General features: G+C 53.5%; 17 protein-coding genes. 16 read left to right on the top strand and 1 reads right to left on the bottom strand.

Features of this window, described 5'->3' with window-relative positions; genetic code table 11:
- The first annotated feature begins 25 nt into the window (after window positions 1-25).
- From AB1I67_RS17260 to AB1I67_RS17200, 13 genes are all read left to right on the top strand, one after another.
- Entirely contained in the window at window positions 26-808 is a 783-nt protein-coding gene (locus AB1I67_RS17260) for an EFR1 family ferrodoxin (protein ID WP_367031206.1), read from the top strand.
- Complete coding sequence (locus tag AB1I67_RS17255; RefSeq protein WP_367031205.1) at window positions 805-2184, top strand: MATE family efflux transporter; 1380 nt, start codon at window positions 805-807, stop codon at window positions 2182-2184. Before AB1I67_RS17260 ends, AB1I67_RS17255 begins: the two co-directional genes overlap by 4 nt.
- Window positions 2181-2453, top strand: a complete 273-nt coding sequence (locus AB1I67_RS17250; protein WP_367031204.1) for an acylphosphatase — start codon at window positions 2181-2183, stop codon at window positions 2451-2453. The genes AB1I67_RS17255 and AB1I67_RS17250 overlap by 4 nt, the downstream gene beginning before the upstream one ends.
- Before the next feature lie 55 nt (window positions 2454-2508).
- Window positions 2509-3288, top strand: a complete 780-nt coding sequence (locus AB1I67_RS17245) for a ZIP family metal transporter (RefSeq protein WP_367032635.1) — start codon at window positions 2509-2511, stop codon at window positions 3286-3288.
- A gap of 44 nt (window positions 3289-3332) precedes the next feature.
- The gene (locus tag AB1I67_RS17240) at window positions 3333-4346 is read left to right on the top strand and encodes an alpha-hydroxy-acid oxidizing protein (protein WP_367031203.1); all 1014 of its coding nucleotides are present in this window, start codon (window positions 3333-3335) and stop codon (window positions 4344-4346) included.
- 106 nt (window positions 4347-4452) lie between these two features.
- Window positions 4453-4953: an acetolactate synthase small subunit gene (gene ilvN, locus AB1I67_RS17235; RefSeq protein ID WP_367031201.1), complete on the top strand. Its 501-nt coding sequence runs from the start codon at window positions 4453-4455 to the stop codon at window positions 4951-4953.
- Between the two features lie 189 nt (window positions 4954-5142).
- On the top strand, window positions 5143-6162 hold the full coding sequence (gene ilvC, locus AB1I67_RS17230; RefSeq protein ID WP_367031200.1) for a ketol-acid reductoisomerase: 1020 nt from the start codon (window positions 5143-5145) through the stop codon (window positions 6160-6162).
- A 139-nt stretch (window positions 6163-6301) separates the two neighbouring features.
- Window positions 6302-6640, top strand: coding sequence for an inorganic pyrophosphatase (locus tag AB1I67_RS17225; protein WP_367031198.1), 339 nt, complete (start codon window positions 6302-6304; stop codon window positions 6638-6640).
- A 13-nt stretch (window positions 6641-6653) separates the two neighbouring features.
- Window positions 6654-7466: an MBL fold metallo-hydrolase gene (locus AB1I67_RS17220; RefSeq protein ID WP_367031197.1), complete on the top strand. Its 813-nt coding sequence runs from the start codon at window positions 6654-6656 to the stop codon at window positions 7464-7466.
- Window positions 7463-8245: a GNAT family N-acetyltransferase gene (locus AB1I67_RS17215; protein WP_367031196.1), complete on the top strand. Its 783-nt coding sequence runs from the start codon at window positions 7463-7465 to the stop codon at window positions 8243-8245. Before AB1I67_RS17220 ends, AB1I67_RS17215 begins: the two co-directional genes overlap by 4 nt.
- Window positions 8246-8339: 94 nt before the next feature.
- Window positions 8340-8969 (top strand): NAD(P)-dependent oxidoreductase, encoded by a 630-nt coding sequence (locus tag AB1I67_RS17210; RefSeq protein ID WP_367031194.1) that lies wholly within the window; start codon window positions 8340-8342, stop codon window positions 8967-8969.
- Window positions 8970-9075: 106 nt separating this feature from the next.
- Window positions 9076-9846, top strand: a complete 771-nt coding sequence (locus AB1I67_RS17205; protein ID WP_367031193.1) for a protein-ADP-ribose hydrolase — start codon at window positions 9076-9078, stop codon at window positions 9844-9846.
- Window positions 9800-10759, top strand: a complete 960-nt coding sequence (locus AB1I67_RS17200; RefSeq protein ID WP_367031192.1) for a Sir2 silent information regulator family NAD-dependent deacetylase — start codon at window positions 9800-9802, stop codon at window positions 10757-10759. The genes AB1I67_RS17205 and AB1I67_RS17200 overlap by 47 nt, the downstream gene beginning before the upstream one ends.
- A gap of 14 nt (window positions 10760-10773) precedes the next feature.
- On the opposite strand, the gene AB1I67_RS17195 is transcribed toward AB1I67_RS17200, so the two are convergent.
- Window positions 10774-11664: a LysR family transcriptional regulator gene (locus AB1I67_RS17195; RefSeq protein WP_367031190.1), complete on the bottom strand. Its 891-nt coding sequence runs from the start codon at window positions 11662-11664 to the stop codon at window positions 10774-10776.
- 201 nt (window positions 11665-11865) lie between these two features.
- On the opposite strand from AB1I67_RS17195, the gene leuD reads away from it, so the two are divergent.
- From leuD to AB1I67_RS17180, 3 genes are read left to right on the top strand one after another with little or no spacing between them, the layout of a single operon-like run.
- A complete protein-coding gene (gene leuD, locus AB1I67_RS17190; protein WP_367031189.1) occupies window positions 11866-12348 on the top strand; it encodes a 3-isopropylmalate dehydratase small subunit in 483 nt (160 codons plus the stop codon).
- A gap of 3 nt (window positions 12349-12351) precedes the next feature.
- The gene (locus tag AB1I67_RS17185) at window positions 12352-13602 is read left to right on the top strand and encodes an aconitase/3-isopropylmalate dehydratase large subunit family protein (RefSeq protein ID WP_367031188.1); all 1251 of its coding nucleotides are present in this window, start codon (window positions 12352-12354) and stop codon (window positions 13600-13602) included.
- Between the two features lie 33 nt (window positions 13603-13635).
- The gene (locus AB1I67_RS17180) at window positions 13636-14127 is read left to right on the top strand and encodes a 3-isopropylmalate dehydratase (protein ID WP_367031187.1); all 492 of its coding nucleotides are present in this window, start codon (window positions 13636-13638) and stop codon (window positions 14125-14127) included.
- Window positions 14128-14163 lie beyond the last annotated feature (36 nt).

Genomic DNA, 14163 nt, shown 5'->3' with positions numbered 1-14163 from the left:
AGCGGATTACCAGGAGGATAAGTCTATGAATTTAAAGCAGGTCACGAGTATTTATTTCAGCCCCACCGAGAGCACCAGGCATGTGGTGGAGCTGATCGCAGAGCAGATACATGGAAACAGGGAGAGCCTTGATCTGACCGATGCGGTGAAGACCCGGCCGGATTATGGTTTTACGGAGAATGAAGCGGTGCTGGTGGGCGTGCCGGTGTATGGGGGCAGAGTGCCTGAGACGGCGGTGCGGCGCCTCAAAAGACTGCATGGGCATAACACGCCTGCGGTCCTGGTGGTCACTTACGGCAACCGGGCTTATGAGGACGCGCTCATAGAGCTGAAGGACATTATGACAGAGCAGGGGTTTGTGCCAGCGGCGGCGGCAGCGGTGGTCACGGAGCACAATATTGTGCGCACCATTGCAGCCGGGCGTCCGGATGACCGGGACCGGGAACTGATAAGCGGTTTTGGGAAGCAGGTGGACGGGCTTTTATCCACGGTGGCAGGCAGCCATTATCTGCCGGGCATCACAGTAAAGGGCAACCGTCCATACAGAGCGTACCATACCGTACCGATGAAGATCAGGGTAGGTTCCTCCTGCAATGGCTGTGGGATCTGTATCCGCAAATGCCCGGTTCAGGCGATTTCCCGCACGGATGCGAAGGTGACTGACGAGGAGCGCTGCATTTCCTGTATGCGCTGTGTCAGAGTTTGTCCCAGGGGGGCCAGAAAGGTCAGCTCCCTGCTTTTGATGGCGGTACGCCAGAAACTGAAAAAAGTCTGTTCGGACAGAAAGGAACCGGAATTTTTCCTATGAGGCTTGAGAACAATCTGGACACGGACGATATCCGAGGGCTGGTGTGGAGGCTTGCGATTCCCTCCATGCTGGCCCAGTTTGTCAGTGTCTTTTACAGTATCGTGGACCGGATGTACATTGGCAACATCCAGGGTACCGGAGAGGTGGCGCTGGCTGGAGTGGGTGTGTGCGGCCCGATCGTAACGCTGGTGTCCTCCTTTGCATTTCTGGTGGGAGTGGGCGGCGCCCCGCTCATGAGTATCCGTCTGGGGGAAAAGAATGAGCGTGCGGCGAGACAGATCCTTGCCAACTGCTTCCTGATGCTGTCGGTGCTGTCGGTCGTTTTAACCGCAGGCTCCCTGCTGCTCCGGGAAAAGCTTTTGTGGTGGTTTGGGGCGGGGGAATCCACATTTCCCTATGCGGTGCAATACCTTACGGTTTACCTGCTGGGCACGGCGTTTGCACTGATGAGTACGGGGATGAACCAGTTTATCATCTGCCAGGGTTATGCAAAGGTAGGGATGAAGTCGGTGATCCTGGGGGCCGCGGCCAATATCGTGCTGGACCCTATTTTTATCTTTGTGCTGCACATGGGCGTGCGCGGCGCGGCTCTGGCTACGGTGCTGTCCCAGCTGTTGTCCTGCGCTTATGTGCTCCTGTTTTTATTTGGGGACCGGATCCCGATCCGGATCACCTTTAAAGGCTATGACTGGCAGGTCATGAAGCGGGTGCTCCAGATTGGCATGACGCCGTTTGTGATCATCTCCCTGGACAGTGTGCTGATCATTTCACTCAATGCCACGATCCAGAAGCTGGGCGGGCCGGGGCAGGGGGATACGCTTCTCACCTGCGCCACGATCGTACAGAGCTTTATGCTGATGGTGACCATGCCGCTTGGTGGGATCACCAGCGGCACCCAGACGATCCTGGGATACAATTATGGCGCAAAGCGGCCGGACCGGATCTGGCGGGCGGAAAAGTGTATCGTCAGCCTGGGGCTTATTTTTACCACGGTCATGTTTCTCGCGGCGCAGCTTGTGCCGGAGTTTTTTGTGAGGATCTTTACAAGGAATGAAGAATATATCCGCCTGACGGTGTGGGCCATCCGGGTATTTACCTTGGGGGTGATCCCGCTGGCGGTGCAGTATACCATTGTGGACGGATTTACCGGAATGGGTATTTCCCACGTGGCGATCAGCCTGTCCCTCTGGAGGAAGGCCGTATTTCTGGCAGGAGTATTCCTGATCCCCCGCTTTGGCGGCGTGACCAGCGTATTCTACACGGAGCCGGTCTCGGATTTTGTGGGCACCCTGGTGTCCGCCGCGGCCTTTGCGCTTTTGTTTAAACGCGTGGTGGGAGATCCGGCAAAGGTGAGAAAGGCGGGGACAGTTTCATGAAGGTGAGAAAACATTTTTATTTTTCAGGAAGGGTCCAGGGCGTGGGATTCCGTTATCAGGCGGTGCGTCTGGCACGGTCCCTGGGGCTTACGGGGACCGTCTGCAACCTTTGGGACGGAAGAGTGGAGCTGGAAGCCCAGGGCGAGGAAGCTGCAGTGTGGGATCTGGTGTCGGCGCTGAACCGCCAGCCCTATATTTCTATAGATGACATGGAGACATCGGACATGCCTCTTAAGGAGGAACAGGGATTTCAGATGACCAACTGGTGATTTTGACATATAGTAATGATAGAACGAAAGAAGGTGAAAACTTTTGAGCAAGGAGATGTTTCAGATTATTGCCGGAATATTAATACCGTTTCTGGGAACCACTCTCGGAGCGGCCTGTGTGTTTTTTGTAAAAAATGAGATCAAACCGGAGGTCCAGAAGGCGCTTTTAGGTTTTGCATCCGGGGTTATGGTGGCAGCATCGGTGTGGTCGCTTTTGATCCCAGCCATGGAGATGTCGGAGCATATGGGGAAACTGTCGTTCATCCCGGCGGCAGTGGGACTGTCGGTGGGGATGGCCTTCCTGCTTTTGATGGATAAGATCATCCCGCATCTGCATATAGGGAGCGATGAGCCGGAGGGTATGAAGAGCAATCTGGCGAAGACGACCATGCTGGTCCTGGCGGTGACCCTGCACAATATCCCCGAGGGGATGGCGGTAGGCGTGGTATTTGCCGGTATCCTGACAGGGGATGCGCCCATATCCATTGCGGGGGCGTTTGCACTGGCGATCGGAATCGCGATCCAGAACTTCCCGGAGGGGGCGATCATATCCCTGCCGCTGCGGAGCTCAGGAAAGAGCCGGGGGAAAGCCTTTGTGCTGGGTACCCTGTCCGGGATTGTGGAACCGATCGGCGCGCTGATTACGATCCTTTTAGCGAAGATCGTGGTGCCGGTCCTGCCGTATCTTCTGGCATTTGCAGCCGGTGCCATGCTTTATGTGGTGGTTGAGGAGCTGATACCGGAGTCGGCGGAGGGTGAGCATTCCAACATGGGGACCCTTGGATTTGCACTGGGGTTTCTGGTGATGATGATACTGGATGTGGCCCTGGGATAAGAATACAGGTCAGATAAAATTAAAATATACAGGAGGATATGAACATGACACAGAAAGAGATACTTGACCAGGCGAGGACCCGTCTGGGTGCATACTGCAAGGGGTGTGAGGTCTGCAACGGGCGGGTCTGCAGAAACCAGATACCGGGGCCGGGTTCTAAGGGCGTGGGAGATACGGCCATCCGGAACTATGATAAATGGAAGGAGATCCGGGTGCAGATGGATACCCTTTGTGAGAACCGTCCGGTGGACACCACCCTCAGCCTGTTTGGCAGGAAGTTTGCCTATCCGTTTTTTGCGGGCCCGGTTGGAGCAGTGAATCTGCATTATGGGGACTGTTATAATGATGCTTCTTACAATGATGTGCTGGTGAGCGCCTGTGCAGCAGCCGGGATTGCCTCTTTTACGGGGGACGGAACCAACCCGGAGGTAATGCGGGCCGCTACGGAAGCCATCGGCAGTGCGGGCGGTATCGGTGTACCGACTGTGAAACCCTGGAATGCGGACACCGTGAAAGAAAAGATGGAGCTGGTGCGCGGCTGCGGAGCTTTTGCGGCAGCCATGGATGTGGATGCAGCCGGTCTTCCGTTTTTGAAAAACATGACTCCGCCTGCTGGAAGCAAGACAGTGGAGGAACTGGCTGAGATCATAAGAGATGCCGGTGTTCCGTTCATTGTAAAAGGCGTGATGACAGTGAAGGGCGCGCTGAAAGCAAAGGAAGCAGGGGCTTCCGCGATCGTGGTGTCCAACCATGGCGGACGTGTGCTGGATCAGTGTCCATCCACGGCTGAGGTACTGCCTGAGATTGCGGCGGCTGTGAAAGGTTCTATGATCATTCTGGTGGATGGCGGTATCCGCAGCGGTGTAGATATCTTTAAGGCTCTGGCGCTGGGGGCTGACGGCGTTTTGATCGCCCGCCCGTTTGTCACTGCTGTGTACGGCGGGGGAAGGGAAGGCGTTGAGGAACTGGTCAGCCGTCTGGGAGCGGAGCTTCAGGATACCATGACCATGTGCGGCGCCCATTCTCTGTCTGAGATCACCAGGGATATGGTGAGATGATAGCAGACTATAACCGACAGGAATACTACACATTCCTTTTATATAGTTGACAAATAGTACCAGGATTGTTATGATTAAACGTACTTGATAAGAGAGGGTGAAAAGCATGGATAGAATCGTGTTATCGTTGTTGGTGGACAATACTGCGGGCGTTTTGAGCCGTGTTGCAGGGCTGTTTTCCCGCCGTGGCTACAATATTGACAGCCTGACGGTAGGCGTGACTGCGGACGAGCGTTATTCCAGGATGACCGTGGTTTCCTATGGGGATCAGAATATCCTGGAGCAGATTGAAAAGCAGCTGCGCAAGCTGGAGGACGTCCGCGACATTAAGGAGTTGAAACCGGGCCATTCCGTTTATCGGGAGCTGATCATGGTGAAGGTGCGCGCCAATGCAAGCCAGCGGCAGGCAGTCAGCGCTATTTCCGATATTTTCCGCGCTACGATCGTGGATGTGGGGAAGGATTCCCTGACAGTCATGCTGACTGGAGACCAGTCCAAGTTAGATGCCCTGATCAATCTGCTGGAGGATTATGAGATCCTGGAGCTGGCGAGAACCGGACTTACGGGACTTTCCCGCGGTTCCGACGATATCCGTTACCTGCCATAACAGCGGCAGCTTTTGCGGGTGCGGTCAGATGCAGGGGCGGACTAAAAAGCCGGCATTGGGTTCAAGCGGAGTTACATAGGTTAGCGATAAGGAGATGCCAAAGGCGGACAGTGAGCCGTCGGCGCCGGACCTTTTACGCATAAATTTAATCACAAAAAGAGATTCAGAGATTTCTGAGGAGGAGAGAACATGGCAAAGATTTATTATCAGGAAGATTGTAATTTATCCTTACTGGAGGGTAAGACCATTGCAGTGATCGGTTACGGCAGCCAGGGACATGCACATGCACTGAACGCAAAAGAGTCCGGATGCAACGTGATCATCGGCCTTTACGAGGGCAGCAAGTCCTGGGCAAAGGCAGAGGCGCAGGGATTTGAGGTTTATACCGCAGCTGAGGCGGCAAAGAAGGCAGATATCATCATGATCCTCATCAATGATGAGCTGCAGGCAGATATGTACAAGAAGGACATCGAGCCGAACTTGGAGGAAGGCAACATGCTGATGTTCGCACATGGCTTCAATATCCATTTCGGCTGTATCAACCCGCCGAAGTTCGTGGATGTGACCATGATCGCTCCGAAGGGACCGGGCCATACCGTTCGTTCCGAGTACCAGGAGGGCAAGGGAGTTCCGTGTCTGGTAGCAGTAGAGCAGGATGCGACCGGCAAGGCGCTGGATATGGCTCTGGCTTATGCCCTGGCCATCGGCGGCGCGAGAGCAGGCGTTCTGGAGACCACCTTCCGCACCGAGACCGAGACCGATCTGTTCGGTGAGCAGGCAGTTCTGTGCGGCGGCGTATGCGCATTGATGCAGGCAGGCTTTGAGACCCTGGTAGAAGCTGGCTATGATCCGAGAAATGCATACTTCGAGTGCATTCACGAGATGAAGCTGATCGTAGACCTGATCTATCAGTCCGGCTTTGCAGGCATGAGATACTCCATCTCCAACACCGCTGAGTACGGCGATTATGTGACTGGACCGAAGATCATTACCGATGATACCAAGAAGGCCATGAAGAAGATCCTTTCCGACATCCAGGACGGCACCTTCGCAAAAGAGTTCCTGGTTGATATGTCCCCGGCAGGCCGTCAGGTTCATTTCAAGGCGATGCGCAAGCTGGCTCAGGAGCATCCGTCTGAGAAGATCGGTGAGGAGATCCGTAAGCTGTACAGCTGGAACAATGAAAGCGATAAGCTGATTAATAACTAATTGATATCAGAGTGATGGGAAGGCCGTCCCGGGCAGCAGGAGTTTGCTGGCTGGGGCGGTTTTTAAATGTGAAACATGTTGTTGCGTCTTTTCCGCCGTCAGGTTTATAATAGATCCAGGCGGAAAGGTTGGTGGCAATATGGACAATAATATTGTGACAGTGAAAGTGGACCGGGCGCTGGGGACATACCATCCGAAGCACCCGGATTTATTTTATCCGGTCAATTACGGATATGTGGAGGGTGTCATGGCGCCGGATGGAGAGGAGCAAGATGCTTATATCCTGGGCATTCATGAAGCGGTGAGTGAGTTTACGGGAAAACTGATTGCCGTGATCCGGCGAAAGGACGATGTGGAGGATAAATGGGTGGTGGTTCCGGAACACGCATACTTCACAAAGGAGGAGATCCGGAAGCAGGTACAGTTCCAGGAACAGTATTTTGATGTAAGAATTGAGATGTTGGATGAAAAGGAATAGGGAGAGAAGACATATGCAGATCAGAGTCCTGGTTGACAATATCAAAAAGAATGAGCTGAAATCCGAATGGGGGCTTGCGGCCTTCATCGAATATGGGGACCATCATATTCTGCTGGATGCGGGAGCTACGGGCAAGTTTTCATCCAATGCGGAGGCCATGGGCTGTGACATTGGACAGGTGGAATACGGCGTTCTTTCTCATGCTCACTATGACCATGCGGATGGGATGGGTGATTTTTTTGCCCACAATGACAGAGCCAGTTTTTATCTCCGGAAGGGGGCAGCGGAGAACTGCTATAGCCGCAAATGGATCTTCTCCAAATATATTGGAATCCACAGGGGGGTTCTGGAAACGTATCAGGACCGGATCGTATTTGTGGAAGGGGACTATGAGCTGCTTCCGGGCGTGACTTTGATCCCCCACAAGACGCAGGGACTGGCGCGGATTGGCAAACAGGCTGGCATGTACATAAAAAAGGACGGAGCCTGGCAGCCGGACTGTTTCGCTCATGAGCAGAGCCTGGTATTTGACACGGAAAAAGGGCTTGTCATATGCAACAGCTGCTCTCATGGCGGAGCGGACAATATTATCCGGGAGATTGCGAAAACATATCCGGACAAGCATATTTACGCGCTGTTTGGGGGTTTTCATCTCTATGCGTCCACAGAGGCGCAGGTGCGCGCCCTTGCAGCCGGGGTTCGGGATACGGGGATTGAGAAGATCTACACAGGCCACTGTACAGGGAAAAAGGCATTTGAGATCTTGAAAGAAGAACTGGGAGAACGGGCCGAGCAGATCTATACGGGAATGGTGATCGAGATATGATTTATAAATTGGAGAAAACAGAATGCGCAGAGCCGCTCTTTGCCGGATGGGAGGAGACACTGATCTGGTCATGTCTGCAAAAGGTAATGGGCGTGGTCTATGCCGATGACTTAAAAATGCCGGAATCTGCCGTGGCGGTATTGGGGGATTTCTGGTTTTTTGCGGGGAAGCCGTCAGAAGAACTGGCACTGTTTGAGCCGAAGGAGGGCGTCGGTGAATTTCGCCTTATGATCCCTCAAAATGAGGCATGGGCGTCAGTGCTCCAGACCGCTTTTGGAGAAAAGGCCAAAAAGACAGTGCGTTATGCCACGAAAAAAGAGCCAGGGATCTTTGACCGTGAAAAGCTTGCAAAAATGGTGAACAGCCTGGAGGAGGGGTATCGTCTTCAGTTGATTGATGAAGTATACTACGACTGGTGCAGGGAACATGGCTGGAGCAGGGATCTGGTGTCTAATTACGAGGATTATGGAAGGTACCGTGATCTGGGGATCGGAGTGGCAGTTCTCAAAGATGGTATTCCCGTGGCGGGGGCATCCTCCTATAGTTCCTATCAAAACGGAATTGAGATTGAGATCGACACACAACAGGAATACCGCAGACAGGGGCTTGCAACAGCCTGCGGCGCGAAGCTGATCTTAGAATGTTTAGGGAGAGGGCTGTATCCCAGCTGGGACGCCCAGAACAGAGGGTCTCTTGCGCTGGCGGAGAAGCTGGGGTATCATTTTGATCGTGAATATGTGGCGTTTGAAGTTTTTACTCCATTCGTTTCCTCAAAGTAACTATCCCACAATTTTGTGCGTACTTAACATATTCTGTTTCGGGGCTTACAATAGCCGTGTAAACAAATCACACAAAATTCAGGAGGTAGTTCTTATGAAAATAGCAGTAGTCTGTGCAAATGGAAAAGCAGGGAAGCTTATTGTGAAAGAGGCGCTTCACAGAGGGCTGGAGGTGACGGCTGTAGTGCGCGGCGCAAACCAGTCTTTGGCAGAGAAGGTGATCCAGAAAGATCTTTTTGATCTGACGGCTTCCGATCTGGAAGGCTTCGACGTGGTGGTGGACGCGTTCGGCGCGTGGACACCGGAAACCCTGCCGCTGCACAGCAGTTCCTTAAAGCATCTCTGTGATATCTTAAGCGGCAGTGATACCAGGCTGCTGGTCGTCGGAGGGGCGGGCAGCCTGTACGTCAACAAGGTGCACACCGCTCAGGTGATGGACGGAGCAGATTTCCCGGATATGTTTAAGCCGCTGGCGTCCAATATGGGGAAAGCGCTGCAGGAGCTTCGCGCCAGGGAGGATGTGAGATGGACCTATATAAGCCCCGCCGGGGATTTCCAGGCGGATGGGGCCAGGACCGGCAGATACATTATGGGCGGAGAGGAGCTGACTCTGAATTCCAGAGGCGAGAGCGTGATCAGCTATGCGGATTATGCGGCTGCGCTGGTGGATGAGGCGGTAAACGGAGAACATATCCGGCAGAGGATTTCAGTGGTGGCGGAGTGATTTTTGCGGTGACGGAGAGTTTTCTGCGGGAGTGATTTTGTGGCAGAGGAGTGACGGAACAGACCGATTTAAGAGACGGGAATTCAAGAGGCAGGAGGATATAGGTATGACACAGCAGGAGAGGCTTTTGTGGCTGATCAAATATCTGATGGAGGAAGATTCTGAATATAACAGGATCCGGGTGCCGGGATCCGTACCGGAGCAGAAGCGTCTTCTGCGCTCTCTGATGAACGTCCGTCCGCCGAAGCCGGTCACAGAAGAATTTTTACAGATCCAGGATGCTTATCTGAATGAAGAAACAAGAGAAAAAGGGATCGTGCGCCCGGAGGATCTGGAGCCTGTCCGGGATGGGATCTATCTGTGGCAGGGGGATATCACCCGTTTGCAGGTGGACGCTGTCGTGAATGCAGCTAACAGCGCGCTTCTGGGATGTTTCATTCCCTGCCACGGCTGTATTGACAATGCCATCCACTCGGCAGCAGGGGTACAGCTCAGGCAGGAATGTGCTGCGGTTATGGGGCGGCAGGGGCGTGCGGAGGATACCGGAGGGGCAAAGATCACAAAGGCGTACAATCTTCCGTGCCGTTATGTGATCCACACAGTCGGGCCTATTGTGTACGGGGATTTAACGGAAGAAGATTGTGGGCTGCTGGCATCCTGCTACCAATCCTGCCTGGAGCTGGCATCGAATTATGGGCTGAGGAGTATCGCATTCTGCTGTATTTCCACCGGGGAGTTCCATTTTCCCAATGAAAAGGCGGCAGAGACCGCCATAGAAACTGTCGATGCATTCCGCAGGAAAACAGGCACGGAGATGGAGGTTATATTCAATGTTTTTAAAGACAGGGACAAAGAGATCTATGAACGGCTGCTGTGACCGGACAGAGAACGCGGCAGGCTGCCGGGATCATACCACGAACGCGGCCGCAGAGCTGGCTGACTGTCTAAAGAAAGCTGAGGCGGTGGTGGTAGGCGCGGGGGCAGGCTTGTCTGTTTCGGCAGGTTTTACTTACTCTGGTGAGCGCTTCCACAGATATTTCCAGGACTTTGCCGATCATTACGGGATCACGGATATCTATTCCGGCGGGTTTTATCCATACCGCACGCTGGAAGAATACTGGGCGTGGTGGAGCAGGCATATTTATTACAATCGTTATGTGGACGCCCCGGTACCTGTTTACAGAGAACTCTTAAGTATGGTAAAGGATAAGGAATATTTTGTCCTTACGACCAATGTGGACCACCAGTTTCAGACTGCCGGGTTTGATAAGGACCATCTGTTTTATACTCAGGGGGATTATGGGCTGTGGCAGTGTTCCGTGCCGTGCCACCGCAGGACCTATGACAATGAACAGACGGTGAGGCGGATGGTGACGGAGCAAAAAGACCTGCGCATCCCGTCGGAGCTGATTCCTTACTGCCCGGTCTGCGGCGCGCCCATGACCATGAACTTGAGGGTGGACAATACCTTTGTGGAGGACGAGGGCTGGCATGTGGCTGCAGGCCGGTACCAGGATTTCATGGATCAGCACGAGGGAGGGCGCATCCTGTTTCTGGAGCTGGGAGTGGGGATGAATACCCCCGGGATCATCAAATACCCGTTCTGGCAGATGACCCTTCAGAATGAACATGCTGTCTACGGATGTATCAATCTGTCGGAAGCATATGTCCCGGAGGAGATTGAGGCGAGGTCTGTCTGTATTTCCGGCGATATCGGCGAGGCGCTGAAGTGCGTCCGGGAGAGCATGAACTCCGATATCCGGCAGGAAACGTCATCTCATCAAGAATAAAAACTGCCGGGCGGTCAAGGCTCCGTCCGGCAGAAATCAATAAAGGTTTCCAGGGCTTTGGAAGTCCGGTTTGAGTGGTAGGCAAAACCGATCGTCCGTTTATGTATGGGAGTGTCAAGGGGGACTTCGACCAGCCGCCCGCTCTCTAAATCATCCTTCACGAATTCTTTGATCACACATCCGATCCCCAGCCCGATCCGGGCAAATTCAATCAAAAGATCCAGCGTCGTCACTTCCAACAGGCTGTTGGCGGTGATATGGCTGAGGCTCATGTAGTCGTCGATATAATTGCGGGTGAGATTGTTCTTGTCGAGCAGCATGATGTTGCCCACCTGGAACACGTCCGCGTCCGCGCCCTCCCGAAGCCGCAGGTTCTCAAGATAGCTGGGCGTTGCCACAAAGATGTCCTCGATCTCCATCACCGGCAGGAATACCAGGTTCTTCTGGGGTCTTGGCTCCGCCACCAGGCCGATGTCGATGCGCTGCTGGTCCAGCATGGACAGGGTGTGGGTGGTGGACTGGCTCTCGATCGTGATCTTGATATGGGGGTATTTTTCAATAAATCCCTTTAAATAAGTCACCATGATAAAACGGCACAGGGTGTTGCTGACGCCGATGCGGATGTGTCCCAGATTGAACTCCCGGATCCGCTTTAACTCCTGTTCGCCGATGTTCAGTTCGTCAAAGGCCGCCTGGGTGTGCTCAAACAGGACCTGTCCCTCCTCCGTGAGCTGCACGCCGCGGGAGTTGCGGGTAAACAACGTGGTGTTTAAGCTGTCCTCCAGTTTGCTGATGGATTTGCTGATGGCAGGCTGGCTGATATACAGCTCCTTTGCCGCTTTTGAGATGTTTCCGGCCTTTGCAACGGCATAGAAAATACGGTATTGTGACAGGTTCTGGTCCATGTGGTTCTCCTTATAACTGACTGTTATGATAACTATGAGTATTATCTATTGTTATTATAGCAATAGAGATGTTATAATACAATCGATTCGTGAAAAAAGTTCCCGCCGTACATGTGCCGTTTAATAGAACATTGTGGGTTTAAATACCCTGGACGTCACATGGAAAACATGAAGAAAAAGGCGGGATGACAGGAGGATAAGATGTCAGTGGGTAAGATCTTTAAATTTCATAATGACCTTGATACGGACCAGATCATAGCGTCCCAATATCTTTTGCTGCCCAACATAGAGGAGATGAAGGTACATACATTTGAGTCCCTGGACCCGGAATTCCCGGGCAAGGTGAAGCCGGGCGATTATGTGGTCGGCGGGGAGAATTTTGGCTGCGGTTCTTCCAGAGAACAGGCGCCCAGCGTGCTTAAGGCCCTGGGAGTCCAGGCAGTGGTGGCAAAGTCTTTTGCCCGTATATTCTATCGCAACGCCATCAACATCGGTCTGCCGGTGATCGTGTGCAAGGAGCTGCCGGATGCGGTGCAGACCGGGGATGAGATGGAGCTGTCTCTGACGGAGGGCGTGGCGAAAGCCAATGGAACCACCTATTCCTGTACGAAGCTGCCGGAGTATATGCAGACCATACTGAGCCAGGGCGGGCTGATCGCATCACTGAACAGGGAGGAGGAGTAAGTTATGGGAATGACGATAGCAGAGAAGATCATAGCTCTCGCTGCCGGAGTGCCGGAGGTGAAGGCGGGAGATATCCATACGGTGAATTTGGACCGGATGATGAGCAATGACGGGACCACCCACTTAACGGTGGATATGTATCACAATAAACTGAAACACCCCCATATTGCGGATACGAAAAAGATGGTGTTCATCGTAGACCACAACGTTCCCTCCGACAGCCCAAAGACAGCGGCGTCCCAGAAAAAGATGCGGGATTTTGCAAGAGAGAACGGGATTGATTTCTGGGAAGGGAAAGGCGTGTGCCACCAGATCATGATGGAGCATTATGTAAGGCCCGGCGAGCTGATCTTCGGAGCGGACAGCCATACCTGCACCTATGGCGCGCTGGGGGCTTTTGGTACTGGTGTGGGCTGCACGGATCTGTTGTACGGCATGGTGACGGGGACATCCTGGGTTCTTGTGCCGGAAACTGTAAAGTTCAATCTGGTTGGGAAGCTTCCTGAGGGTGTGTACCCCCGTGATCTGATGTTGACCATCATCGGCGAGATCGGAGCCAACGGCGTCAATTACCAGGTGATGGAGTTTACGGGCGAGGGGACAAAGAATTTAAGCGTCAACGACCGTATGGTGCTCTGTAACCTGGCAGTGGAGGCTGGGGCAAAGACCGCCATCTTTGAGGCGGATGAGATCGCCCTTGCGTACTTAAAGGCACGCGGGCGCGAGCCGAAGGCGGTGTTTCAAAGCGATGCGGACGCGGTGTATGAGAGAGAGTACACCTTTGACTTGTCGAAGATCCAGCCGGTGGCGGCAAGACCGGATTTCGTGGACGACGTGGTTCCTGCCAGGGAAGTCTGCGGCGTACATATTGACGAGGCATTCCTCGGCTCCTGCAACAACGGGCGTATCGATGAGCTTCGGGTGGGAGCTGCCATTGTAAAGGGCAGAAAGATATCCGATCATGTGCGTTTTCTGGTGGTTCCGGCCAGCCAGGAGGTCTATTTGCAGGCTCTGGAGGAAGGGCTGATCGCAACCTTTATGGAGAGCGGCGCGATCGTGATGAACCCCAACTGCAGCGTCTGCTGGGGAAGCTGCCAGGGCGTGATCGGGGAGAATGAGGTCCTGATCAGCACCGGCACGAGAAATTTCAAGGGACGCGCAGGTCATCCCAGCTCCAGGGTGTATCTGGGGTCGGCGGCTACTGTGGCGGCTTCTGCGGTCAAGGGAGAGATCTGCACGGCGGATATGCTGTGATGCAGTGATCTGCGAAAAGAAAGGACAGACGATATGGAACAGTTTACAGGCAGGGTCTGGGTACTGGGAGATGATATTGATACGGATATCATCATTCCCACGGAGTACCTGGCCTTGAAGACAATAGACGATATGAAGCAGTACGGCTTTTCTCCGCTGAGACCGGAGCTTGCCGCACAGATCAAAGCGGGCGATATCATTGTGGCGGGCAAGAATTTTGGCTGCGGTTCCTCCAGGGAGCAGGCGCCGGAGGTCATAAAGGCACTGGGGATCCGGTGTATCCTCGCCAAATCCTTTGCACGCATCTTTTTCCGCAATTCCATCAACAACGGGCTGCTTCTGATCGAACAGCCGGATCTGTATGATGATATGAAGGAAGGGGATTCCATTACGGTCACGGTCAATCAGGATGTGGACTACAATGGCAAGAGATACCCGATCGCATCCCTGCCGGACAATCTGGTGGAGATCATAAATGCAGGCGGGCTTGTGAAGGCCATGAGAAAGCGCAACGGGCTTACCTGACAGCCGATCAGATAAAAAAGACAGTGCAGCGAGGAG

The sequence above is a fragment of the Clostridium sp. AN503 genome, from assembly GCF_040719375.1.
Lineage (GTDB): Bacteria > Bacillota > Clostridia > Lachnospirales > Lachnospiraceae > Brotaphodocola.
The sequence above is the reverse complement of the archived record's forward strand: the minus strand, read 5'-3'. Positions and strand labels throughout refer to the sequence as shown.

Coding starts and splice junctions, on each gene's coding strand:
- AB1I67_RS17260 (WP_367031206.1), top strand. CDS start 26: ATGAATTTAAAGCAGGTCACGAGTATTTATTTCAGCCCCACCGAGAGC.
- AB1I67_RS17255 (WP_367031205.1), top strand. CDS start 805: ATGAGGCTTGAGAACAATCTGGACACGGACGATATCCGAGGGCTGGTG.
- AB1I67_RS17250 (WP_367031204.1), top strand. CDS start 2,181: ATGAAGGTGAGAAAACATTTTTATTTTTCAGGAAGGGTCCAGGGCGTG.
- AB1I67_RS17245 (WP_367032635.1), top strand. CDS start 2,509: ATGTTTCAGATTATTGCCGGAATATTAATACCGTTTCTGGGAACCACT.
- AB1I67_RS17240 (WP_367031203.1), top strand. CDS start 3,333: ATGACACAGAAAGAGATACTTGACCAGGCGAGGACCCGTCTGGGTGCA.
- ilvN (WP_367031201.1), top strand. CDS start 4,453: ATGGATAGAATCGTGTTATCGTTGTTGGTGGACAATACTGCGGGCGTT.
- ilvC (WP_367031200.1), top strand. CDS start 5,143: ATGGCAAAGATTTATTATCAGGAAGATTGTAATTTATCCTTACTGGAG.
- AB1I67_RS17225 (WP_367031198.1), top strand. CDS start 6,302: ATGGACAATAATATTGTGACAGTGAAAGTGGACCGGGCGCTGGGGACA.
- AB1I67_RS17220 (WP_367031197.1), top strand. CDS start 6,654: ATGCAGATCAGAGTCCTGGTTGACAATATCAAAAAGAATGAGCTGAAA.
- AB1I67_RS17215 (WP_367031196.1), top strand. CDS start 7,463: ATGATTTATAAATTGGAGAAAACAGAATGCGCAGAGCCGCTCTTTGCC.
- AB1I67_RS17210 (WP_367031194.1), top strand. CDS start 8,340: ATGAAAATAGCAGTAGTCTGTGCAAATGGAAAAGCAGGGAAGCTTATT.
- AB1I67_RS17205 (WP_367031193.1), top strand. CDS start 9,076: ATGACACAGCAGGAGAGGCTTTTGTGGCTGATCAAATATCTGATGGAG.
- AB1I67_RS17200 (WP_367031192.1), top strand. CDS start 9,800: ATGTTTTTAAAGACAGGGACAAAGAGATCTATGAACGGCTGCTGTGAC.
- AB1I67_RS17195 (WP_367031190.1), bottom strand. CDS start 11,664: ATGGACCAGAACCTGTCACAATACCGTATTTTCTATGCCGTTGCAAAG.
- leuD (WP_367031189.1), top strand. CDS start 11,866: ATGTCAGTGGGTAAGATCTTTAAATTTCATAATGACCTTGATACGGAC.
- AB1I67_RS17185 (WP_367031188.1), top strand. CDS start 12,352: ATGGGAATGACGATAGCAGAGAAGATCATAGCTCTCGCTGCCGGAGTG.
- AB1I67_RS17180 (WP_367031187.1), top strand. CDS start 13,636: ATGGAACAGTTTACAGGCAGGGTCTGGGTACTGGGAGATGATATTGAT.